This window comes from Acinetobacter sp. 161(2023) (assembly GCF_037027805.1).
Lineage (GTDB): Bacteria > Pseudomonadota > Gammaproteobacteria > Pseudomonadales > Moraxellaceae > Acinetobacter.
Genome location: NZ_JAZEYD010000007.1, coordinates 175,546 through 198,916 on the forward strand (window position 1 = coordinate 175,546; position 23,371 = coordinate 198,916).

The following is a 23,371-nucleotide window of genomic DNA, read 5'->3' on the forward strand; positions in this document are numbered from 1 at the left end:
TGTCTCAATTTAACATCGACCATACGACGCTTCAAGCATAAAGTATGATAAGCAAAAGTATGGAAGGAACAATAATGGAAAGCTCCACTTTAAAAGAATATAGCGGCTCTGCCACCGAACATATGGAACTTATTTTTTCCAAACAACGTGCCAATTTCGACGCAGATCCCTACCCAAGTCTTGAGGCACGTCGCACAAAGCTGCATCAACTCAAAAAACAAATTATTCGTTATCAAGATGCTTTAGCTGCTGCGATTAATTCCGATTTTAGTTCAAGATCACTGGATGAATCTAAACTATTAGATTTACTTGGCTCTGTGTTGGAAGCCGATCATGCGATTCATCATTTACGTCGTTGGATGCGTCCAAGTAAACGCCGTACCGAGCTTTTATTTTTATCAAACCGTTTAAGTGTGCAATATCAGCCTAAAGGCGTAGTTGGTGTGATTGTGCCTTGGAACTTCCCCGTTTATTTAGCACTCGGGCCACTCATTGCCGCCTTAGCTGCGGGCAATCGAGTCATGATTAAACTCCCTGAAATTACCCCCAATACCAATGCAATGCTTCGACGCATGCTTGCTGAAGTCTTTAATGAAGATGAAGTCGCAGTTTTTGGTGAAGAAATTACAGACCCAGCAAGATTTACCTCTTTGCCATTTAACCATATTGTCTTTACTGGCTCTCCTGCGATTGGCAAAGTCGTCATGCGAGCTGCTGCTGAAAATCTAACACCTGTTACACTCGAATTAGGTGGTAAATCACCTGCAATTGTAAGCCGCAACTACCCGCTTGCCGATGCAGCAAAACGTATTACACATGGTAAAGCAACAAATAGTGGTCAAATCTGTGTAGCACCTGATTATGCGTTGGTTCCCAAAGAAAGTATTGATGAATTTGTGGATGCTGCAAAATCAAGCTTTGTAAAAATGTTTGGTCAAAACATTGAAAATAATGAGAATTACACATCCATTGTCAATGACCGCCATTTAAAACGTATTCAAGATATTTTGACCGATGCGCAAGAAAAAGGTGCCCGCATTATTCCTTGCGACACTTACAGCTTTGACCAACAAGGTCGCAGAATGCCTGTACAGATTGTGCTGAACTGCACGCCAGACATGCGCATTATGAAAGAAGAACTCTTTGGCCCTATTTTACCTGTGGTGGCTTATGATTCTTTAGATGATGCGATTACCTATGTGAAATCGGACGAACGACCTTTAGCACTTTACTTCTTTACACATAGCTCGGTAGAACGTGATCGTATTTTACGTGAAACTCATTCGGGTGGTGTGACCATCAATGACTGGGGTTGGCATGTAGTCAACCATGATGCTCCTTTCGGTGGTATCGGAAACTCAGGCATGGGGTCATATCATGGAGAAGAAGGTTTCCGCGAACTTTCACATGCAAAAACTGTATTTATACGTCATCGGTTTTTCCCGACTCAGCTTTTCCACCCACCTTATGGAACATTCCTACAAAAGTTAGCAATTCGCTTTTTCTTAAAAAAAGGTGATCCAAATATTAAATAAAGATTATAAAAAAAGCCTCGTAATGAGGCTTTTTTTTATGGGTTAAATAAACAAGTTATTTCAAGATAATAATAAAAAAATCAGGCTATAAACTGTTGATTAAATGATGTATTCCATAAACCAATGTTATTTGGCATTGAAAATGAAGTGTTATCAAATACGATTTGATCATCAACTTCATCAAGCTGATATTTTTGAGTCAAACTATTTTTAACATTTTGAGTATCTTCACTTTCACTATTCGCATTGGCACTTCTCAATAATTTATCAACATCAATATTAAACTTTTGCATATCTTCAATTGTTAAAAGATTAAATGGATAGTCAACGTCAGAACTTTCTTCTAATATCAAAGAGTCTGTCAGCACTTGCGTATTATTTCCTTCAAGTTGTCCAACTAATGATTGGTTATCGGACAATTCATCAAACAAATAACCGTACTCTTCGTAGTTAGAATTGTCAGCTAAACCATTCAATAAATCTGTTAATGATTCATCCTGATTACTGTCTATTGAAGCGGAATTCTGTAAATCTTGAATAGTCCATACAGTTTGATCTGCAAAAGTAATCGTTTTAAAAGCTGATGACTCCTGAAATACTCCAAGAATTTCCAAGAAATCGCCAGTATCATCAATACTAACAAAAACATTCGTATATGAAATTTCAACCGAAATATCGCTTGGTAATACATCCATTAAAATATAGGTTTCTGTTGGAAGTGAGTTTGCACCAACCGCAGAACTAACTATATCATCACCATAGCCACGGTTAAAAACATAAGTATTGACTCCATCGCCACCATCTAAATAATCATCACCTATACCGCCATCTAAATAATCATTACCTGTGCCGCCATCTAAATAGTCATTACCGATAGAACCATACAAATGATCATTTCCAGCAAGACCATAGATTGTTGCATCATAGGCATTCATATTAACTAAATAGTCATCATCTTCGGTGCCTAACAAGGGGTGAGCTAAAATATCGGTAATGGTCCAGACAGTTTGATCTGCAAAAGTTATAGTTTTTAAACCAATATTAGCATTCCATGGATCTTTGATATAAAGCTGATCAGTTGTATCTTTAATTCTTAAAAAAACATAGTCTGCCGATGCATTTACCCAAATATCATCGGGTAAAACATCAAGAATAATATGTGTCTCAGCGATATACTGAGATTTACCTTCATAAAAATCATAACTTCGGATCTCATCTACACCATCTCCTTTATTGAAGATATAAGTATTTATACCTGAGCCACCCTCCAGCTCATCACTCCCTCGCCCACCAATAAGCGTATCATCTCCATCCTCCCCAAATAAATAATCCTCTCCATCCCCACCTTCTAGTAGATCATTGCCATAGTCACCCTTTAAATAATCATTACCACTCCCACCAACTAAATAATCGTTACCTGTATCCCCATGAATCAATTTATCCCCAATATCAGTAGATATAATATTATTTCTATTTTCCTCTACTATTGGGACAGTTTCAGCACCAAAGTTATTTTTAGCAAGGTCACCTTCAGATAACCCTGTATCTGTACTTGCGTGTGTGTTTGTTTCTATATGGTCCAACATAATCGATGAACTTTTAAATGGGACTCTGGTGCCTAATCCACCATGGTTTAAATATAATGAAAGTGAATCACCTCTATCAATTTCTTGAACCAAGTCTAAATCAGCACTTTCTTCAAAGTTACCCATTCCTGTATCACTGAGTAATTTTTCCCATAACAACCACCACGTTTTAATGTCATCCAATAAAGCATTTACGCCATTTTTAATATAGTCATAGACCGTGTCACCACCCACAATCGAACCAACTATTCCACCCACAATCGCTAAAGCTAAAGTCACAGGTGCAGATACTGCTGTAAATGCTGCCACACCTCCTACCACCAACGCACTACCAATTGATCCTGCAATCCACTCTGCCGTGGTATGAGCCACCCAATCGTCTATAATTTGTTGTTTTTGTTCTGACGTTTCGGCTGCTTGGACTTGAGAACTTAAAGCAATTAATCCCAATACCGTTAAAGCTGATCCCAAAACCCCTCCAGTTTTTCCTGCTACCTCCAAAAAGTGTGATTTTTGTATGTCTGTTAAATAAGGGCTATTTTGTATATGTGTTTCCCTAATTAAACCTAACTGAGAATTATAGATCTCTGAATATCCATAGGCTTCATATTGAGGCCGAATTTCATAAGTCGGATTTTGTATTGTAATAAATGGGTCTATCGTGACATCTTCCACACCAAAATATTTGGATAAAACCTGACCGGTATCCACAGCGGCAATACGCCCCGTGCTAGTATCTCGAACATATTGGAATTCAGACATTATCAACACAGACTGTGTTTTTATATCCTCAAAAACCTGGTTATATCCATTACTTTGTAAATTGGTACGCAACTCATCTATTGGTATACCATTAATACTGGTTACATTTGGATTATCCAATAATGTTGGTAATTCCGTTTGTGCCCAAATACGGTTATCATCAGCAAAGGGAACTAAAGCTAGAACATCTCCTTTGGTATCTCTGGCATACACTTCTGAAATCGTGTTCCATATACTTGGTACATGTTCCCCTGTACTCGGGTCTATGCCACCAGAACCATTCCAAAACTCATAGGCTGCCGTACCTTCTTTATTAAATTGATAAGAATCAATAACCCCCATAGAGTCCAAAGTGTTTTCTAAAGCATCACGAAAAGATTGTTCCCGAGATAAATAAGAAACTTCAGTTTGTCCAATGCGACCTATATCACCATAAGAATTTGTACTAATAGGCTCTTGATACAATCCGGTACTTACATCTTGATCTAAAAATGCGCTACCTGAATAATAGGATGTGAGTGTTGTATTCTCGCTCAAACTTCCTGATGCTTGTCTCACCAAATCATGCAGTTCATTTAAACTATAAATATAGCCTGAAGCATTAGCATTGCTAAGCTCTGTAATTATTTCATTATAAGTTTTCATGATTTATTTCTTTTTTAATAAGTTACCAAGCATAATGTTCAAATGGATGATTTAAAAATAATTGTACGTCTACAAATTGCTGATTTATTAATCTGCGATTTTTTAATTTTGCTAAAAAAGCCTCTCTTATTAACTCTATTAAAATATCCTCTCGACCAATGAATTTAGGTGGCATGACAAAAGGAGTTAAATAAATTTTTCTGCCATATATTTTTTTTTCTATATCAATTGGATAACTAAGCATATCCGATACTTGTAACAATACGAGCTCATCTTCTGCATAGAACACATAGGCAGCTGGAGCATGTTCTACTCCCGCAGCAATAAAATCATGAATCAAAATTAAACCAATATGACGCTCATCATCAGCATAAATATAAAGGTCTCTATTAAAAATTCGATCATTTTTTCTATCTCTTTGCCAATGACCATAAAGGTAATTATGCTCTTTTAAAACCTCATGAGGTAGTTTCCAATAGCGTTCATATATAGCTACATGTTCGGGTTTACTTTCAGTAATTTTGTTTTGATATGCAATAAAACTCATTTCTTCTTAATCGCCTTTCACTACTTGTTAGTTCAAATTTTTCAAATATTATAATTTATATATACAATAAAATCACTTAATATATTCTCCACCACCTTTAATAAGATAAAATATATTAATTTACCAATTATATACATTTACTTTAAAATAAAATATCGATCTTACATTCCAAATTATCTATTCACCTTCTCAACAACAGCAAGTTGATTAATAATATTTTTGGTTTCTAATGATCTTACCATATCTCTATTTTCTTCTATTAATTATTAGTTTCTTAAGCCCTTGAGCATATCTACACCAAAGTTATAATAAAGCTGTGTAGTCACTGCCCATCTATCCATTATTTCTTTTTCATAAATATCTAAAACTTCAGCAATAAGATTATTTATGTCTTGAGGAACTTCAGTCTCTGAATGAATATGGATAATATTCGGGTTATTTAAAGATTTAACACTCAGTGAAGATACATAAAATTCACTATGTGATCTATGATCTTGAACTGTTGAAACTGAAAACTCAAAAGACGTAAACAATATCGCTTGTGTAGGGGTTACAATTGCCTCTACTGCGGGCCAATGAAATGGGGTTACAGGGTTATTTTCATAACCGTCAAAATAATACGGTCCCTCTTTTTCTAATATAATTTTTTCAGCAGGTGACAAATAACCACTACCTACAAAGAATGATAAATAATAAATATTCCGTTCATCATCAACCATCAAGCTGTCATCAATCCTAATAGGAAAGTCTAGATCCAAATCTTGTATGAGTGGTTCAACTAAACTCACAAGGTGATCTAATTTTTCACCTACTATATCAATTTTCTTAAAAGTCATAAATTTTACTCTTTTACATATCGCTATTCATTTAAACCATACAATCTATATTCATTAATTGTATGGGTTAAATCACTCTTAATTATATTCACATTAAAACAAAGTAGTTTTATTTACTAAATCTTCATAAACTATAGGCACAAGATTAATGAATGCCTGCCGTAAGTCCTGAATAGTAACTTGTCCATTTGTCTGCTCAATAGCAGCAAGTTGATTAATAATATTTTGGGTTTCTAATGATCTTGCCATGTTTCTGTTTTCTTCTTTTAATTATTAGTTTCTTAAGCCATTGAGCATATCTACGCCAAAGTTATAATAAAGCTGTGTAGTAACTGTCCATCTATCCATTATTTCTTTTTCATAAATATCTAAAACTTCACCAATAAGATTATTTATGTCTTGAGGAACTTCAGTCTCTGAATGAATATGGATAATATTCGGGTTATTTAAAGATTTAACACTCAGTGAAGATACATAAAATTCACTATGTGATCTATGATCTTGAACTGTTGAAACTGAAAACTCAAAAGACGTAAACAATATCGCTTGTGTTGGGGTTACAATTGCCTCTACTGCGGGCCAATGAAAGGGAGTTACAGGGTTATTTTCATAACCATCAAAATAATAAGGTCCCTCTTTTTCTAATATGATTTTTCTTGGGGGAGATAAAAATCCACTACCTGTGAAAAATGATAAATAATAAATATTCCGTTCTTCATCAACCAACAGGCTGTCATCAATCCTAATGGGGAAATCAAGATCCAGATCTTGTATGAGTGGTTCAACAAAACTCACAAGGTGATCTAATTTTTCACCTACTATATCCATTTTCTTAAAAGTCATAAATTTTACTCTTTTACATATCACTGTTCATTTAAACCATACAATCTATATTCATTAATTGTATGGGTTAAATCACTGCTATATTTAAAAACATTCTTTTAAAATATTTTAAAAACCTTTTTATCAAATAAAAAAGAACAATCAGTCCAATTATCACAGTTTCGCTGTAAGAATTGATACTAATCATCTCATATTTATTTTAGTACTAAGTATTTTTCTCTAAAGGTACGATCTGAACAATAGAAAGTTAATATTGTATTATCGCTCAAACTTCCTGATACTTAACGAACTAAATTATGTAGTTCCGTTAAACTATAAATATGCCATGAAGAATTCAGCACTATCAAGTTCTGTAATATATTCATTATAAATTTTCAAGATTTATTCTGCTAAAATTTTACATCTAATTTAAAATTCAACAAACACTTTGTTTATCTTCTTAATAAAATTATAATAATTGAATAATATCACATCAACTTATTTTAATAGAATAAATTTTACATATACTTTATTTACAAAAACCAATTCAACATCATTCAACACAAACATTATTAAATAAACTTAAAATATACATTAACTAAATATTTTAAATTTATTTAATAAATATTTTAATATACTTTACAATTTCTTAGTAAACAAATGATTATCATTTATTGATAAATCTTTTAATGTACCTCCTAAAAACTCAACCACTGAACAAGCTTGGCTTGAGCCAGATACAACTTTAAAAGGTTTAACATCATAATGAATATCAGTTACATAACCAAAAGCATCGATAAAAACAATATCTATATTATACCTCATACCAATCGTATGGATTGAGGTACATGGGCTAATCAATAAACACTGGTTTTCTTTTAATTTCTTTCGAAATAAAAGCCCAGCAGCTCTAGAAAAAAAACTTGTAGCAGAAAATACTTCAAACTTTATATTAAAATTATTTAAGTACATATTATCCAAATGCATCCTTCATCATGATATATATTGGAAATCCAATAACAATAAATGTACAAGGGAAAATAAAAACAACTAATGGAAATAGCATTTTTACTGGGGCTTCCAATGCTAATTTCTCAGCACGTAAAAAGCGCTCAACACGCCGCTGCTCAGCTTGACCTCGTAGAATTGGACCAAGATTCATACCCATATTTTCAGCCTGAATAATTGCAGATACTAAATTTTGTACGGATGGTTGTTCTACACGTTGCGCCATATTTCGTAGAGCTTCATTTTTTGGAATACCTTTGCGAATGTCTGCCAATACTCTAGAAAATTCGTATCGGGTAGGACTTTTAATTGACTTTGTTACAGCCTGATCCAATGCATTTACTAAGGTAAGACCTGCTTCCACACAGAGTACGATAATATCTAAAAAAAATGGAATTTCTTTGAGAATAATATTCTCTCTTTTCTTTTTTTCACTTTTTAACCATAACACTGGATATAACAATCCATATAGTGCAAATGCAATACTATAAAGAACATCTATATTGGATAAGTACAATAAAACCAATGCTAAGATAAAAAATATCCCCCCGAAAGTAATCTGTGAAGCAACAATCTCTTGTGGTTTAAAAACATATTCATAACCAGCATAAACAATTTTCTTGTTTAAACTTTCTTCAGCTTTCTTCGATATTAAAGGCTCAATATAAAAGGCAATAGTTTTGATAAGCACCCAATTTATATAAAATATAAAGGGAGGTTTATCTAAATACTCACGATTCTCATCCGGTACAGCATTGATAAAGCTAAAGAGCTGCCAAGATAAAAAAGAGATGACTGCTCCAAACCCAATGAAGCAGGTATATAAGATTATATTATTCATGCTATACATCAATATTAACAATTTTTCTGATAAAAATCATACCCATTACTTCAAATAAGGCGATTCCTGCTAGTGCAATCCAACCTGCTGGCGTAGACCATAATTTATCCATAGCTTCAGGTTCCATTTGGCATAACACTAAAATCAATCCAATTGGCATCAGACCAACCACCCATGCCTGCATTTTTCCTTGTGCCGTTAATGCCTTGATTTTCCCTTCTGATTGATTAATTTGACGTAGAGTCTCAGCCGCTTTGGTTAAAGTCTCAGCTAATTCTCCCCCCGTCTCTAAAGCAATTCGGATACTAGTTGTCATTAGCACGACCGAATTGATCGGCATACGTTTTTGGAAGTTGAGCAATGCATCATTTAAAGGTAGGCCAACCTTTTGTTCTTTAATAATTAAACCAATCTCATTTTTTAACGGAGGTAAACATTCATGTGTCAATTGAAACAAAGAAGTACTCAAACTGGCTCCTGATCTCAGCCCCCCAGAAATTAACATTAAAGCATCAGGTAATTGCTGTTCCATTTTTTCAACTTGCACTTTTTTAAATCTTTTAATTAAAAGAAAAGGTAAGATAGAAAAAAAGATAGCCACCAATATATAAATCACGCTAAATTTAAAAACTAACAGTATTGAACTTAAAGTTACTATCAGCAATACAAAATAAATAAAGAGAATTCTCTTTAAATTTAAAAATATATAGCTGAGATTTAACTGTTCTTCTAATTTGTTAGTCTTTTTTAAAAAAATCTGGCTTAAGCTTTCAGAAACGATTAGATAATAAGTTAATGCAACAATAACAGCAGCAATTAATATTAAATAAATATACATTTAGAACCCATTACTCTGAAATTTAGTAATATCTATCTTGAATCCAGATTCATTTAGCTCCTGTAAAAATGTTGGTATAAGCCCTGTTGCAGCAAATTGACCTTTAGTTTTTTGTGAATCTAGATCAATTCCTGTTTTATCAAACCTATAGATATCCTGAAGCTGGATTTTGCCGCTTTCAATACCAGTTACTTCAGTGATATAAGTGATTTTTCTAGAGCCACATGAAAATCTTGACTGTTGTATTAAGACATCAACTGCTGATGCAATTTGTTCCCGGATGGCAGTCAGTGGCAAATCCATACCCGCCATCATAATCATGGTTTCAAGACGAGCTATCGCATCTCGCGGAGTATTTGCATGTAGTGTACTAAGCGAACCTTCGTGACCTGTATTCATGGCTTGGAGCATATCTAGAGCTTCGGCTCCTCGACATTCCCCGATTACGATACGGTCAGGTCGCATACGTAATGAGTTTTTAACTAAATCACGTATATTTATCGTTCCTTTACCTTCATTATTACCAGGTCGAGCTTCCAAAGAAATCAAATGATCATGATCCAGCTTTAGCTCTGCTGCATCTTCAATTGTAATTACGCGCTCACCATTCGGAATGAAACCTGCAAGTACATTTAATAAAGTGGTTTTCCCTGAGCCTGTTCCACCAGATATCAAAATGTTCTTTTTTGCTGCAACACACAGCTGAAGAAAATCTGCCATGTCATCATTCAAACTGAAAAAGCTAACTAGATCTTCAATTAATATTCTTTTTTCTGGAAATTTACGAATGGTTATGGTCGGTCCCTTAATTGCTAACGGCGGAATGATGGCATTTACCCGAGAACCATCTTTTAACCGTGCATCTACCATAGGGGAACTTTCATCAATTCTTCGCCCTAATGGCGTTACGATCCGTTCAATTACATCTAAAATTGCTTTATTACTGGTAAATTCCAAATCGCTTTTGATAATTTTTCCGGATTGTTCAATAAAAATTTCATCCCTAGCATTCACCATAATTTCAGTGACTTGAGGATTACTTAACAACTCCTCTAGTGGTCCCAGACCAATCGCTTCATTAATAATTTTTTGCTTTAATCGATCTACATTTAGGACTTGCGGAAGCTCTTCATCAACATCAAATAAAACTTGTTCTAAGCATGTTAAAGTTTCTACCCTTAACTCTTCTGGCGTCATGGTATTAATATCCTTGCGCCTTAGATCCATTTGCTTAACTAGCTTTTCTCTTAATATTTGAATCCATTCAACCTCTAAAACCTTATAGGTTTTAGAGTTATAAGGGATATTGGTAACTTGAGTACTATAGACAACCTCATCATCTTTTGTATCTTTCAAACCATCCAATACTATCGGATCAATCGCTTCAGAATTGATAACTTTTATAGATTGATCAATTGAATCATCCTCTAAAAGTTGAATTGTATATCCGCCAATAACAATAGTATCCACTTGTAAATTGATAGGTCCATAAAAATCAATTTTTCGGCCATTTACAACTGTCCCGTTGGCACCACGGTTTAAATCTTCAACAACATATCCTCCACTTAACTTTTTAAGTGAACAATGTTGTTCAGCTATAAACCATCCCTTTAGTTGTAAATCACATTTCTTTGACTTACCAATTAGAATTTCTGTGGTCTCAAACGTGAGTATTGATTCCTGATTTTTATTTGTTATTTTCAGTTTCATCAACATTCTCATCTTGCAAATTATAGTTTTTAGGAAGCATTAATCCAGAACCCAACTCAGCTTGAACAACACTATCTGAACTTTGACCTATACGCTGCATTTTGGATTCAAAATCTTTTTCATATACATAAGGTGTCACAAAAAAGACCAGTTCATTTTGTTTTAATCGATTTGATCTGGTTTTAAATAAATTACCCAATACCGGAATTTTTCCTAAACCAGGAACTGCACTTCCAGTACTATTTTTCTCAGCTCCGACCAAACCGCTTAATACAAGTGTCTGTCCTTGACCAACCACAAACTCTGTCTCTGTTCTTCTTGTTAAAAATCCAGGTACGCCAGATACTTGTACTGATGAATCAATAGTACTCACTTCAGCTAAAATTTTAGCAACAATCCCCTCATTAGAAATTGTAGGATGAATATCTAGCTTAATACCATAGTCTTTAAATTCGATCGAAGGTGTTCCTGTTGCTCCTGACGATTGGTAAGGAATTTGCCCACCAGATAAGAAAGTTGCATTACCACCATTTTTACAAGATAAAAGCGGTCGAGCAATAATCTTAGCCGTTCCATTCTCTTGTAAGAGATTAATCTTACTATCTATATAACTAGCTAAACCAAAATATGTTTGGAATGGATCAATCTTAGGTAATGGGAGAATATTATTAGCAAGGGGATTATTAGCTGAAGTAAAAGCGGCACTTCGTTTGAAGTCTCCGAGAATCCCAAATTTTGGACCATCAATAGAGGAAGTATTCCAATTAATTCCTATTTCTTTACTAGAGGAAGTTGAAATCTCTACAACACGAACATCCAAATAAATCATTTTTTGTTTTTCTTGGACATTATTTTCTTTAGTCTTAGCTAAATTGACCACATTCTTAAAAAGACTGGCATAGTTATCAATCTTTTCCTTATCATCTGCGCTAATATTCGCTCCCTGCAGAACAACATTATCACCAATAATATTAATACTCAGATTTGGAATAGTACCTAGAACTGAACGTAAATTTTCTAACGTCTTTTTTAAATTACTTGGAAAAACATGAACTTCAGATGAAATATACTGTTTACCATTCCAAATTTTAACCGTGGTATCTCCCGCAGTCACCCCTGTTAATGCTATACCTTTACGCCCCACATTTTTTGCTTTAACAATTTTGTCATTACCAATGACAACATCTGTGATAGCTGGATCATTCAGATAAAGTGTTTCCCCAATATACAACTCATCAGACATTGCGCTGACATGGCATACTGTAGTACTTGCCACAAAAGCTAAACATGTGCTCTGTATTGTTTTTGATAAAGTTGACTTATTCATCTTTATTTCCATAAATAATATTAAAACCTGAAGATTTTTGATTTTCTTGAATATGCGAATTAACCTCAGGTCTTACCATAGGCGTAGAAACTGGAACCGTTGGGGTCTTTACAACCGTATTTCGTTTTTGTGTATTCACTAATTGCATAAAACCAGAAGTATCACTCATCACCTGATCATCAGGATTTCGCAGCACGGCTGAAATTCGCCCCATACTTGCAGCCATGGTAATATTTTTAGCATCTTCAGCACTTACATCTAAAGTGATGTTGGTATAACCAGTAGCATCACCAGCCTCATGATTAACATCAGTTTGCTTACCAGTCGCTAAAATTTTAACGCCCTGCATTAAAGGTACAGTTGCTGTTTTCTCATTACTTTGCAAAGTCACCATGAGATCAATCAAATCACCAGGTTTCAGCATGGTGGAAATAGAACTTTCATCATCTACAGGAATTGTTAAAGCTCTTCTTCCTGGTGGAATAAGTTTTGAAATGTCTTTTTTCATCTCAACCATGGAATACATAATAATATCGCCAGGTTTTAAGTCGACCTTTAAAGGAAGGCCATCAATTGAGTTATAATCAGAAGCCAAGACTGCATTAGATTGCTGATATTCCGATGGAACATTTCTTTGTGAAACAATATTAGTTGATATCACATTTCCAGCACTTAGCTCTTTACTCGCCACAACATAGGCAACCTCTGGCCCTTTCTGAGTAAGAGTTTCAACTTTATGATCAAAAGCTTTTTTAAACCCCCAGATACTGAATAAACCGATTAAAATTGAAATAATAAAGGCAAAAACCTTTTTATTAATAGGAGGTAAATTCATTACGGTATCGCATCCAAATTCAAAACTGTTGCATTAAATCTATTCATAAATAAGTCGTAAGTATTTTTAAATATCCCAAAAAAGCTACCATCTCCAAAAATACCATTCCCAGCAACCAATATAGTCAGAACAAAAGCCATACATATTAAGTATTCGGTTGCGGTATTTCCTTTAATTGAATTACGCATGTGATGTGCTCTTTTTAATATAAACAATAACTAAATGATCAATTGATTTTCTCATATCAAAAACCAGATTTACTTCACTACCATCTCTTAATTCAAAATATGAAAATGAAGAATTTAAGTCGCTCGTTTTTGCTTGCTTTTGTATTTGATGAATTAAGTTCAGATAATCATTTTTATTAAAATTCTTAAACATCATGGTACGGCTAATTGAACCATTATCTTCACTTTGAAAATCGGTAGAGGGCTTATTTAGTTTTATATAACCAGGTAGTTGGATATATTTTGAGTTATTCTTGGATTGACAAATTACCCGACCAGTCATCGCATTATTAGAAATACTTAACAATTGCAAAGTAACTCCACCATTGACTGTAATATAAAACAAAGAACCTTGTTTAGTGAACCTTAAGTTTTTTTTATTTAAAATATTCATATAACACTCCAAACCACAACTTGGAGAAAATAGATCAAACATTTGAATTGATGACCCATTTAATAAGGAATTTTTACCAATTGGAATTAACCGCATATTCTTTTCTTTTAAATCACCGACCAAACATGCATTTACATCTGTAAAAATAAAAAGCATTAAAATCACAACTAGCATCAACTTTATTTTTTTCATCATTTTAGAGTAGCTTTTCGATCATTTGGAACAATATCCATTTTATAAATACCATCTTCTTGAATCTTTTTTTCAAACCCCATAGAAGCAACAGCAACGTTATATACTGTATTAATATTGGCTTGTATGAGCTCATAAGGAAGTAAATATGTGGATTTTTTTACAGTTTTTTTAATTTCATTCGAGTTATTTGCAGCCCAGTTATTTCTTAATGTTCCTGATGAACTTCTAATATTAAATGTATCTGGTACTCCAAAATCAGGGATACCGGTTACAAAATTAACGGGGATAGTAACCTCAACGTTATATTGACCATTAGATTTTAAGTTTCCAAACGGTTTAGCAGCCACTTTTAATGGATCGAAACCTAAGGTTTTACTATAATTTTCAACTTGTTGTCTGGTAGATACATCTATAGAGTCCCAATGTACTAATGACTGACCAGCCATATCTTTATCTGCTGTATCGTCACAATCAGCGTTCCGCGCACTTAAAACATCAGCACCCGTTCTAGCAAAAAACCGTTGTCCCACTTCCCTTGAAAGCGTAGCAGGATCATCCGTATTAATTCCTTTATTAACTCTCCAGGCCACATAATCTGCAGCTTGTTCCGATTTTAATTTTACGGTGGCTAACTTAGAAACCATAGGTATAGCAATTAACAACATGCTAAGTATTCCCGCACCAATGGCAAATTCAGCAATTGATTGACCTTTTTGATTGTTTTTCATTAATATTTTCAATCCAATAGAGCAGTTTCAGAGACAACTAAAGCACGTTTATTAACTCCCATATCATCGGATAATCGTACTTTCCAGTAAGGGCTAAATAATGAACCATATTCATGATTGATTTGATTTCCAGCCACTTCTAGTTCCCAAGGACGTTGAAAATAAACTTCAGCCTGAGTTATAGACTGCATATCGCCATTGCGGAGCATACCGCCTTCTAACTCATCATAATTATCAAGTACCGTAAAATTAGATGACATTCTTAAGTTAGAATTTCTATTCACGGTTTCCAATTTATTACGAGCTTTTCTAACCGAAATAACAAATGGAAAATTCATGTCTTTATTATTTAAATCGTTCAACTCATAAAACTTTGGAATTCCAACACCAGTGATTTTCCCACCATTATTCCGAACATCCCACTGCGGAGTATTATTTTCAGCATAACCTCGAGCACGTGGATTAGTTAAACTCGCCTCTCCATAGCTACCTGATTTTCTTGCATTATCTTTACCCAACTGACTCCCAAGTGCACTTCCCCAACCAATTGGGATTTCATCATGTCCTTTTTTCACTCTCCATCTTTTAAAGAATTTGTAGTAATGATGAATTGATAAAGTATCAACCCCCTTCCACTCATCAAGTTGCACTAATTCAGTACCACCAGCTTTATGTATATGATATTCATCCCACCCTCCAGGGGCTAAAACTAACTCAGGTACAATATCGTTTTTACTACGATTAGTAATAAAAGCATCCGCAGAGCTCAATACCACATCGGCCATACGTTGCCGTTCATTTGCAACATATTGCCTCATAATTTGGGCTGGAAACGTCGAAGCCGACATGACTAAACGGACATCATAATCAGAGCTATTACTTTTTGTTAATTCAGCAAATTCTGTTGGAGTATTTAATACAGTAGCATTACTCGCCAGATTTAAAGCAGCTTGTGCTGACTCTAAAGCTTTAACTTCAACCCCGTAAGCTTTAATATATGGCCCAATATAATCTGCGAAATAATCTAAGCCATTACCAATGTTGGCAAAAACAGCACTGACGGGCGGAAACCAGCGAGTAGCATTACTAATATTGGTGGATGTTTTAGCAGCATATTTAGCCCAAGAAGCTGTACTAACTCCTTGAGCAATAGCTAACTGATTAGCGATTTGAGTTCGATTAATATAAGCATTTATATTTAACAATCTTGCCTGACGTGTTGCTGTTGCATATGCAGCTTGATCGGCTAGCATTTTTGCTTGTTGCCGCTCAGATAATAATTGAGCTGTATTAAAAACAAAAACAACTGTCAACATTAATATTAAAGAGACAATAAGCATCAACATTGTTGATTGCCCTGACTGATGCTTCATATTATCGCCTTATTTAACCAACTTAAGCATGACCATTATAAATTGCTATATATTTATTTTATCGAGAGCCTTGTTGGAACGTATCTAAACGCTTATCAACCGTTCCTTCTGCTGTCGCAGCGTTAGCATTATCCGTTGCACTTTGTCTAGCTGCATCTGTATTCTGCCCCCCTAATGCAGCTGCTGCAACACTAACTTGAGAACGAGCTGTATTACCATAAAAACGAAATACCCCAATTGCAGCAACTGCGATTAAAGCCACGATAATAATATATTCCGTCATACCCTGACCGCGAACTTTATTCATTTTTACATTAAGTGTTAAATCTGTTTTTTTCATTTAAATACTCTATTTCAAAAAATTAAAATGTTTTGAATGTACAGTTTATTTTTGTACATTTTCGTGTATTATCCTGTAAATTCACTTAAGAAACAAATATTATTTTATTTTTATAGATATTTTTGTGATCAAAAGAAAGAAATATCAGCACGGTGTTTCTCTAACGGAGTTTATAATTATAGCTCCTCTTATTTTATTCCTTAGCTTAATTGGTATTCAGTATGGTCTTATTTATATTGCTCGTTTAAATATTACATATGCAGCATATGAAGCTGCTCGTGCTGGTGCAATTTATAATGCTGACCCGGTACGAATTCAAAATGCTTTTTTTAAAGGATTAGTACCTTATTTCGCTACACCAGGAATATATTTACCTGGTAATATGCATATTCAAAGTCCTTTTAATGTACCTACAAACAAACTCAATCCTAATCTTGTTGAAATTGCTGCAAAAGGTACTTTGTTAAAAGAGACTATTAAAAAAACTGAATCCGCCTTTATTAGCATGCATATGGTTAATCCGTCTAAGGCGTCATTTGATGATTGGAATGATCCTATTTTAGCGAAGGCCTACCAGATTAAAACTGGACAAATTGTACGCATTATTCCAAATGATAATTTAGATATACAACCTAACACAGTAAAAGATAAATCAAAGCAAAACATACAAGATGCCAATGTATTAAAACTTCGATTTACTTATGGATATGAACCACGAATTCCCATGATGAAAAATATTTTCAGCGCATTGACTTCATTTTTTACGAGTAACCGTGATGCTGTAAATTTGAGAATTTTAGCTGCTGGCAGAATACCTATTGTGGTCGATATTTCAGCTCAAATGCTAAGTCCTGCTATTGAGGGTGGACTTCCAACAAATACCGTAAATCGGAATGGCTATTTAGTAGGGGAAGGCTTACTTGATCGCCTTCAAGAAAATCAAGCAATGCAATGGCAAGTTGGTCATAAAGACAAAGATCTTTTAGAAGATATTCAAGATTCGGCTGAAAAATCTGCAATTTCAAGTTTTGAAAAAGATGCAACGAACTTTCAAGGTATTACGAATATCGGTTCTGAATTGGCAGGTGGTCTCATTGGTAACAACTCCCCTACAGGTAGTACAAGTTCATCTACCAATAGCATTATTGGTGATACGAACAATTTAATTGGTTGCAGCTCAGGTGCAACGAGAACAAATTTTTATTAATAATGACTTTAAAAGAATTTAGTATATGAAAAACCTAATTTTTACTATCGGCTCAGTCAGTTTAGGCTTAGCGACTAGTTTAAATTCATTACCCACTCATGCTGGTGTAGTTGACTTTAGTCAATGTAGTGCAAACTCTTCATTCGCAATAGTTACTCAAAGTGAAGGGCCAACTTATGCTTGTGGTGGTCTTGACACTGGGGTTGGGAATCCCATCAATGTCCTTAACGGTAATAAATTTGAGGCCATCAATGACTTTAAAGAGCTTCCAGCATTTAAAGGTCTTTCATTTTCTAGATTTTATAATAGTCAAAGTCATGCGGATACAGCACTAGGTTATGGTTGGTATAGCTCTTTTGATATTAAACTTTATGAACAACCAGATATCATACAAATACGTTTAGAGTCTGGACAGCGCATTAACTTCAAGAAAAATAAAATTCCTCTTGGCAATAATCAATTTATCATTCGAGCATTACCATTAAACCCAAATGATGGCTGGATTGAAAAAAAAATAGATGGTTCAGCATGGGTTTGGCATAAAACACAAACTGGACAGGAATACTTTTTTCAACATTTAGGCGGGCAGGATCCTAGTCTTGCACACATTACCAAAATTTCAGCTTTAACAAATAATGATAAAAACAACCCTACTCTAAATTTTTCTTTTGTTTATGATCAACAGCAACGTTTAGTTGCGGTTAAAAATGGTCAGGGACAACAACTTTCTATTCAGCATATAACAACACGGTTTGGTTTACCTCAAATTACTGTGATCACTCCTATTGGTAAGTATTATTATTTCCTCGATCGGAATCACAATCTGGCTCAAGTGATTTACCCTAATGGTCGTCGTTTTAAATATGCTTATGACCCTAAGTTTCAGGGTGGTGATATTCATAACTTGACCTCAAAATGGCAGTTTAATCAGTCTCAAAAAAAGTTTAAGTTAATTTCTCAATGGCAATATGACAATCAAGATCGGGCAATTTTAAGCCAACATGCCAATGGTGTGGAAAAGGTATCAATTCAATATGATGCTAGAACCCATCAAAATATGCCGGCAACTTATGCAGGAAACAAACCAGTCTTTAAAAATATTGTAACCAATAGTCTGGGGCAAAAAACAACTTATTCTTATCAGATTGATGGTACTCAATTTCATTTACTAGAAAGTTTTGGAGCTGGTTGTAGTAGTTGCGGTGAAGTCAATAAGCGATATCGTTTTAATGCTCAAGGACTCGTTAATTATGCTGCTGATCTCGATTCAACAGGTAAAGTTATTCGAGCGATTGACCTAAAATATAATGATCATGGTGCGGTCATCGCAAAAACTGTATCGGGTACTGGTTTAACTTCTCAGACCACAACCTATGAGTATGAATCATATCCAATACAGCAAGGAAATCAACACTCGTTCGTCAATCCTCTACTCAATCAATTTGATCAACAAGATTTCCGTCGTTTAAAAGCTGAGTCACATCCTAGTGTTGTTTCTGGAAAGCAGTATCGAAAAAGTTATACTTATAATCAAAACAATCAATTAATTGCAATTAAAGAAACCGGATTCTCGCCTTTAGGGGAAACTTTAGTTCGGGAAACTCGTTATGGTTATGATGCTCAAGGACGGCTCAGTTGGGAAGATGGTCCTCTGCCTAATGGAAAAACTAATTCGCCTAAAGATAGTGATGTTCGTATTTTTCAATATAACAATACTGGTCAGTTACAAAGTCTTGAATTACCGGGTCAGCAGAAAATTCAAGTCTTATCATTTGACCCTCTCAATCGTCCTAAAAATGTCAAGATTACTGACGGAAGTCGATCTGTTCAAATTGATCTAAGTTATTACAATTCAGGTTTAGAGGTGTCAAAATATGTTTATCATTCTGATAATCAAATTCATAGTATAGAAAACCATTTTGATGAATATGGGCAACTTATTTCAACAAAAAATGGTTTACAACAAACTAATTTCGATTATGACGTTATTGGTCGCCTGATTAAAACTCAAAATCCGAATGGTTTAACTCATACAAGACAATACAATTCTGAAAATATTGTAACAAATGAAATAACAACCGACCAATACGGAAAGTTAATTCAGAGTCTCGACCATAAATTTAATGTTAGTAATGACACTCTTTCTGTAGAGGCCACTGATACATTAGGTTTGCTCTCCAAAACTTTTCAATCTGGGATGTTTATAGAGCAACAAGATGCTTTAAAGCGCAGTTTCATTCAGCAAGTTGATGGTCTTGGTCGTATTGTCTCATCACAACTTCAAAGTCCAAATAACCAGCTTATTAGCTCAACAAACTCTTCTTTTAAACACGGACATGCATCACAGTACTCTGCTGGTTTGCAACAGAATAAATGGATGGATGACTTTGGAAGAACAATAGCAACTCAATCTCCTGGAACAGGAGTAAAATTATATCGCTTTAACGAGGTAGACTTAGCAGTAGAAATAATTGATGAGAAAGGTCTTATTCAAAAAAATAAGTATGATTATGCACATCGCCTAATTGAATCTTCAATTAAAAATCCTCAAACCCAAGCTGAAACTATAATTCAAAAAACTGAATTTGATGGTTCAAAACCAATTCGTAAGACTAGTCAGGATGAAGTACAACTTTGGCAATATGCACAAGATGGTAAGTTACTCCACCATACAACAGCTCAGCTCGATACATCTCTAGGTAACAAACATATTCAACCGATTAACTTTATTACTCAACCACAACTACTTAATAAAATTGATCATCTTTTATTTGAAAAAAGGGAAAATAAAGACTTACCAATAAGTTCATGGGCTGAAGATTATGAATATGATAAAAATGGTTTACTGAGTAAAGAAATACGTCGTGATTTAACTATTCACTATGACCGAGATACTTTAGGTAAAATTACGTCTTTACAGTTAACCAAAAATGGAAAGACAGCTTCTGTTGATCAAATTCAATGGAATATCACTGGACAATTGACCCACTACCGTTTGTCAACAAATCAACAGTTGTGGCGTACTTATGATAGCCGTGGTCGTTTGATTCAACAACGTTGGTATAGTCCTAAACCACAATCTTGGTGGGGACGTTTGATTGTAAAAATAAAATACCAATGGTTAGGCCACAGTTTACCTGAGTCAGAAATTCAAACTGCAAATTATGTGTATGATCAAGCTAATCGTTTAATTTATAGCAATGAATCCGGACATCAATTTTATCAATATGACGATAAAGATCAATTAATTGCTGTATGGAATAAGAACACCCAGACTAAGCGCGTAAGTTCATGGTATCCAGTCCAAGTTTATGCGTATGATGCTCAAGGCAATCGTCATCTACAATGGCAAAAAGCTGAAAAACAAAACCCTGAAACCATTCACCTTTACCGTTATGGTAAAAACGGAGATGCATCAGTACAGTTATTAGGCGTTTCTCAGCATATTGTTCAGCAAGGTGAAATGAAGCCTGGTCAATTAACTCGTATAGCTGCTTACTCTCCTACTGGTCAAGCCCATATTTGGTGGCAAGCTGAGCCTCAAGAAGTAAATACTATTTTGGATTATGTTCCTTCTGCAAATAGCGGTGCCCCACTATGGGATACATCATCTACTTCTTGGCGTGGAACAAATGATCAGAATCATAATGTATCAATAGATCAGCAGTTCAATCAACAAGGTTTCATTTCTAAACGAGCTGTAGCGTTTAATACTCAAAATCAACAACGTGAGTTTTCTCAACGTAATGGTTATGTGAATGGTATTCGTATGTGGGAACAGCAGCGTTTACGTATGCCAAATGAAACAATCTCAGATATTCATGCCCCAGAAATTCAAGATGTTGTCGTTGATCGTGATTATGTAATACTCGCAGGTTTACCCGTGATGCAGTTTAGTCAAATTTCAACTCAAAAAAAGAATGAGCAATTAGATACAGCTTCTGCTTCTTTTAATGCAGTTCAATTCAATCATATTGGTGCACCAGTAAAAGTATACGATGAAAATAATACTACCCGTTGGCAAACAGACTATTCGCCATTTGGTGAACGTCTAAATACGGTTAGCACGCATAATAACGAAGCAAAGTTAATCCGTGTTGCAGATCATTTACCTATTTCCCAGTCTATAGATGATTTGCGTTATACGATATCAATTCGCTTACCAGGACAAAATGAAGACCCGATTACTGGATTGTATGACAATGGTCATCGTCAGTATGACCCAACTGTAGGACGATATTTAACACCAGACCCGATGGGTACAGTTGATGGTTTAAATCCTTATTTGTATGTAGGAAATAATCCGTTAAATAAAGTTGATCCTTATGGGCTATATCAAACTGATATGCACTATTACATGACTTACTTCTTAGCAATTACTGCTGGGATTGATTCGGATAATGCTAGAAGGATTGCTTTGGCTACTCAGTTTGTAGATACCAATGATAATACAAGCCCTTTTGATGATGAGGCAGGAGCAGGAAAAAGCCTTTACAACAATTTTACGACACAAAGATTAGAATACTATCATTTTACAAATAATAGATTTGCAAAAATTCAACCCTTCCAAGGAATGGAACTTGGTAGTTGGGATTTAGAGAAACCTAAAGGTATGTCAGATGCCGATTATCTAAAATGGCGTCTGACATCAAATTTAAATAATATCCCACAACTTATAGCATTAACTACAAACTACAATAAAGCAGCGAAATGTGGAAATCTAAACTTAAGCATGCAGTTCTTTGGAGAATATTTACATGCATTTGAGGATACATTTGCACATCGTGATCAGAATAATGATCCATTTGGTGTAAATGCTGGTGTTGGTCATGGAGCATATGGTTCAAATCCTGACTTTACTTTCAATCATTATGCACAATTTAATATTCCTGGGAATATAGTTGGCTATGGAGATTGGACAGTTAATGAAACTCGATCGCTGCTTGAACAAGAACAAGTCTATGACAAATTGGTTAAATACCGAAATACGGTTTTAAACACACCTGATAGTGAGGTTAAAGTAGTACCTTGGAATGAGCTAAAAAGCTATTTAGCCATTTATAATGCAATACCAGAAAAGTTAGATTATGAAGCTGAAGTTGGATCTTTAGACAAGCTGAGTGAAAAAATAACTTATTTACAGGCCCTACTTAATGGCTCACCTATCAGTCAAAAAATTTATGCTTATAATTCTGTAAAAAAGGAAAATGAACTTATTCAGACTCAATCTATTAAAACCAATTGGGGATATAAGCCGAAGAAAAGTGAAAAATTTGAATTAATTAAATTTATAGATAAAGATGATAAACAACTTTTCGATAAAAATAAAAATGCTGTCAGTGGTTATATAGCAAATAAGGATGGTTATTCTGTTCCTCAAGCTATTACCAACCGAATTGAGGTATTTAAAACCTTAAGCAAGGCAGATAAAGAAAAATATACCAACTTGGTATGGGATACATCTGTACAGAAATATAACACTAGAGATGTAGAAGGTGAAGCAATACAACTAGCTGTTCAAAATTACCGTTTATCTACAAAATCGATATCTAGCTTACAATCTAGCCCATTCACTATTACAGGTACACCGCCTGCCTCACCATAAGGCATATCTT

At 34.6% G+C, this 23,371-nt stretch carries 19 protein-coding genes; 3 read left to right on the forward strand and 16 right to left on the reverse strand.

The window, feature by feature from the left end:
- Positions 1 to 74: 74 nt before the first annotated feature.
- Positions 75 to 1,535 carry a coniferyl aldehyde dehydrogenase gene (locus WA249_RS08810; RefSeq protein WP_336167959.1) on the forward strand — a complete coding sequence of 487 codons (1,461 nt, stop codon included), beginning with the start codon at positions 75 to 77 and terminating at the stop codon, positions 1,533 to 1,535.
- An 80-nt stretch (positions 1,536 to 1,615) separates the two neighbouring features.
- Here WA249_RS08810 and WA249_RS08815 read toward each other — a convergent pair whose 3' ends face one another.
- The 16 genes from WA249_RS08815 to WA249_RS08890 all read right to left on the reverse strand — a co-directional run bounded on the left by WA249_RS08815 (position 1,616) and on the right by WA249_RS08890 (position 16,549).
- Positions 1,616 to 4,528 (reverse strand): calcium-binding protein, encoded by a 2,913-nt coding sequence (locus tag WA249_RS08815; protein ID WP_336167962.1) that lies wholly within the window; start codon positions 4,526 to 4,528, stop codon positions 1,616 to 1,618.
- Positions 4,529 to 4,550: 22 nt separating this feature from the next.
- A complete protein-coding gene (locus WA249_RS08820; RefSeq protein WP_336167963.1) occupies positions 4,551 to 5,075 on the reverse strand; it encodes a hypothetical protein in 525 nt (174 codons plus the stop codon).
- 266 nt (positions 5,076 to 5,341) lie between these two features.
- Positions 5,342 to 5,911, reverse strand: a complete 570-nt coding sequence (locus WA249_RS08825; protein ID WP_336167965.1) for a hypothetical protein — start codon at positions 5,909 to 5,911, stop codon at positions 5,342 to 5,344.
- A 93-nt stretch (positions 5,912 to 6,004) separates the two neighbouring features.
- On the reverse strand, positions 6,005 to 6,160 hold the full coding sequence (locus tag WA249_RS08830) for a hypothetical protein (RefSeq protein ID WP_336167966.1): 156 nt from the start codon (positions 6,158 to 6,160) through the stop codon (positions 6,005 to 6,007).
- A gap of 24 nt (positions 6,161 to 6,184) precedes the next feature.
- Complete coding sequence (locus WA249_RS08835; protein ID WP_336167969.1) at positions 6,185 to 6,754, reverse strand: hypothetical protein; 570 nt, start codon at positions 6,752 to 6,754, stop codon at positions 6,185 to 6,187.
- A 618-nt stretch (positions 6,755 to 7,372) separates the two neighbouring features.
- Entirely contained in the window at positions 7,373 to 7,720 is a 348-nt protein-coding gene (locus WA249_RS08840) for a DUF192 domain-containing protein (protein WP_336167971.1), read from the reverse strand.
- A complete protein-coding gene (locus WA249_RS08845; protein ID WP_336167973.1) occupies positions 7,707 to 8,582 on the reverse strand; it encodes a type II secretion system F family protein in 876 nt (291 codons plus the stop codon). The genes WA249_RS08840 and WA249_RS08845 overlap by 14 nt, the downstream gene beginning before the upstream one ends.
- Position 8,583: 1 nt before the next feature.
- Complete coding sequence (locus WA249_RS08850; protein ID WP_336167975.1) at positions 8,584 to 9,420, reverse strand: type II secretion system F family protein; 837 nt, start codon at positions 9,418 to 9,420, stop codon at positions 8,584 to 8,586.
- On the reverse strand, positions 9,421 to 11,130 hold the full coding sequence (locus WA249_RS08855) for an ATPase, T2SS/T4P/T4SS family (protein ID WP_336167977.1): 1,710 nt from the start codon (positions 11,128 to 11,130) through the stop codon (positions 9,421 to 9,423).
- Positions 11,108 to 12,457 carry a type II and III secretion system protein family protein gene (locus WA249_RS08860; protein ID WP_336167979.1) on the reverse strand — a complete coding sequence of 450 codons (1,350 nt, stop codon included), beginning with the start codon at positions 12,455 to 12,457 and terminating at the stop codon, positions 11,108 to 11,110. The genes WA249_RS08855 and WA249_RS08860 overlap by 23 nt, the downstream gene beginning before the upstream one ends.
- On the reverse strand, positions 12,450 to 13,292 hold the full coding sequence (gene cpaB / locus WA249_RS08865; protein WP_336167981.1) for a Flp pilus assembly protein CpaB: 843 nt from the start codon (positions 13,290 to 13,292) through the stop codon (positions 12,450 to 12,452). Before cpaB ends, WA249_RS08860 begins: the two co-directional genes overlap by 8 nt.
- Positions 13,292 to 13,480, reverse strand: a complete 189-nt coding sequence (locus WA249_RS08870; protein ID WP_336167983.1) for a hypothetical protein — start codon at positions 13,478 to 13,480, stop codon at positions 13,292 to 13,294. Before WA249_RS08870 ends, cpaB begins: the two co-directional genes overlap by 1 nt.
- Positions 13,473 to 14,108 (reverse strand): hypothetical protein, encoded by a 636-nt coding sequence (locus WA249_RS08875; protein WP_336167984.1) that lies wholly within the window; start codon positions 14,106 to 14,108, stop codon positions 13,473 to 13,475. The genes WA249_RS08870 and WA249_RS08875 overlap by 8 nt, the downstream gene beginning before the upstream one ends.
- Positions 14,105 to 14,836, reverse strand: a complete 732-nt coding sequence (locus WA249_RS08880; RefSeq protein WP_336167986.1) for a hypothetical protein — start codon at positions 14,834 to 14,836, stop codon at positions 14,105 to 14,107. Before WA249_RS08880 ends, WA249_RS08875 begins: the two co-directional genes overlap by 4 nt.
- Positions 14,837 to 14,844: 8 nt before the next feature.
- A complete protein-coding gene (locus WA249_RS08885; RefSeq protein WP_336167988.1) occupies positions 14,845 to 16,209 on the reverse strand; it encodes a Tad domain-containing protein in 1,365 nt (454 codons plus the stop codon).
- A 58-nt stretch (positions 16,210 to 16,267) separates the two neighbouring features.
- Positions 16,268 to 16,549: a Flp family type IVb pilin gene (locus tag WA249_RS08890; protein ID WP_336167990.1), complete on the reverse strand. Its 282-nt coding sequence runs from the start codon at positions 16,547 to 16,549 to the stop codon at positions 16,268 to 16,270.
- A 124-nt stretch (positions 16,550 to 16,673) separates the two neighbouring features.
- Here WA249_RS08890 and WA249_RS08895 point away from each other — a divergent pair, with 124 nt between their 5' ends.
- Together WA249_RS08895 and WA249_RS08900 are read left to right on the forward strand one after the other, a co-directional pair.
- Positions 16,674 to 17,756: a TadE family protein gene (locus tag WA249_RS08895; protein ID WP_336167992.1), complete on the forward strand. Its 1,083-nt coding sequence runs from the start codon at positions 16,674 to 16,676 to the stop codon at positions 17,754 to 17,756.
- Positions 17,757 to 17,781: 25 nt separating this feature from the next.
- Positions 17,782 to 23,361: a DUF6765 family protein gene (locus tag WA249_RS08900; RefSeq protein ID WP_336167994.1), complete on the forward strand. Its 5,580-nt coding sequence runs from the start codon at positions 17,782 to 17,784 to the stop codon at positions 23,359 to 23,361.
- The last annotated feature ends 10 nt before the right edge of the window (positions 23,362 to 23,371 follow it).

What these genes read in the sequence shown, in the direction of transcription:
- WA249_RS08810 (WP_336167959.1), top strand. Translation starts at nt 75, where the DNA reads ATGGAAAGCTCCACTTTAAAAGAATATAGCGGCTCTGCCACCGAACAT.
- WA249_RS08815 (WP_336167962.1), bottom strand. Translation starts at nt 4,528, where the DNA reads ATGAAAACTTATAATGAAATAATTACAGAGCTTAGCAATGCTAATGCT.
- WA249_RS08820 (WP_336167963.1), bottom strand. Translation starts at nt 5,075, where the DNA reads ATGAGTTTTATTGCATATCAAAACAAAATTACTGAAAGTAAACCCGAA.
- WA249_RS08825 (WP_336167965.1), bottom strand. Translation starts at nt 5,911, where the DNA reads ATGACTTTTAAGAAAATTGATATAGTAGGTGAAAAATTAGATCACCTT.
- WA249_RS08830 (WP_336167966.1), bottom strand. Translation starts at nt 6,160, where the DNA reads ATGGCAAGATCATTAGAAACCCAAAATATTATTAATCAACTTGCTGCT.
- WA249_RS08835 (WP_336167969.1), bottom strand. Translation starts at nt 6,754, where the DNA reads ATGACTTTTAAGAAAATGGATATAGTAGGTGAAAAATTAGATCACCTT.
- WA249_RS08840 (WP_336167971.1), bottom strand. Translation starts at nt 7,720, where the DNA reads ATGCATTTGGATAATATGTACTTAAATAATTTTAATATAAAGTTTGAA.
- WA249_RS08845 (WP_336167973.1), bottom strand. Translation starts at nt 8,582, where the DNA reads ATGAATAATATAATCTTATATACCTGCTTCATTGGGTTTGGAGCAGTC.
- WA249_RS08850 (WP_336167975.1), bottom strand. Translation starts at nt 9,420, where the DNA reads ATGTATATTTATTTAATATTAATTGCTGCTGTTATTGTTGCATTAACT.
- WA249_RS08855 (WP_336167977.1), bottom strand. Translation starts at nt 11,130, where the DNA reads ATGAAACTGAAAATAACAAATAAAAATCAGGAATCAATACTCACGTTT.
- WA249_RS08860 (WP_336167979.1), bottom strand. Translation starts at nt 12,457, where the DNA reads ATGAATAAGTCAACTTTATCAAAAACAATACAGAGCACATGTTTAGCT.
- cpaB (WP_336167981.1), bottom strand. Translation starts at nt 13,292, where the DNA reads ATGAATTTACCTCCTATTAATAAAAAGGTTTTTGCCTTTATTATTTCA.
- WA249_RS08870 (WP_336167983.1), bottom strand. Translation starts at nt 13,480, where the DNA reads ATGCGTAATTCAATTAAAGGAAATACCGCAACCGAATACTTAATATGT.
- WA249_RS08875 (WP_336167984.1), bottom strand. Translation starts at nt 14,108, where the DNA reads ATGATGAAAAAAATAAAGTTGATGCTAGTTGTGATTTTAATGCTTTTT.
- WA249_RS08880 (WP_336167986.1), bottom strand. Translation starts at nt 14,836, where the DNA reads ATGAAAAACAATCAAAAAGGTCAATCAATTGCTGAATTTGCCATTGGT.
- WA249_RS08885 (WP_336167988.1), bottom strand. Translation starts at nt 16,209, where the DNA reads ATGAAGCATCAGTCAGGGCAATCAACAATGTTGATGCTTATTGTCTCT.
- WA249_RS08890 (WP_336167990.1), bottom strand. Translation starts at nt 16,549, where the DNA reads ATGAAAAAAACAGATTTAACACTTAATGTAAAAATGAATAAAGTTCGC.
- WA249_RS08900 (WP_336167994.1), top strand. Translation starts at nt 17,782, where the DNA reads ATGAAAAACCTAATTTTTACTATCGGCTCAGTCAGTTTAGGCTTAGCG.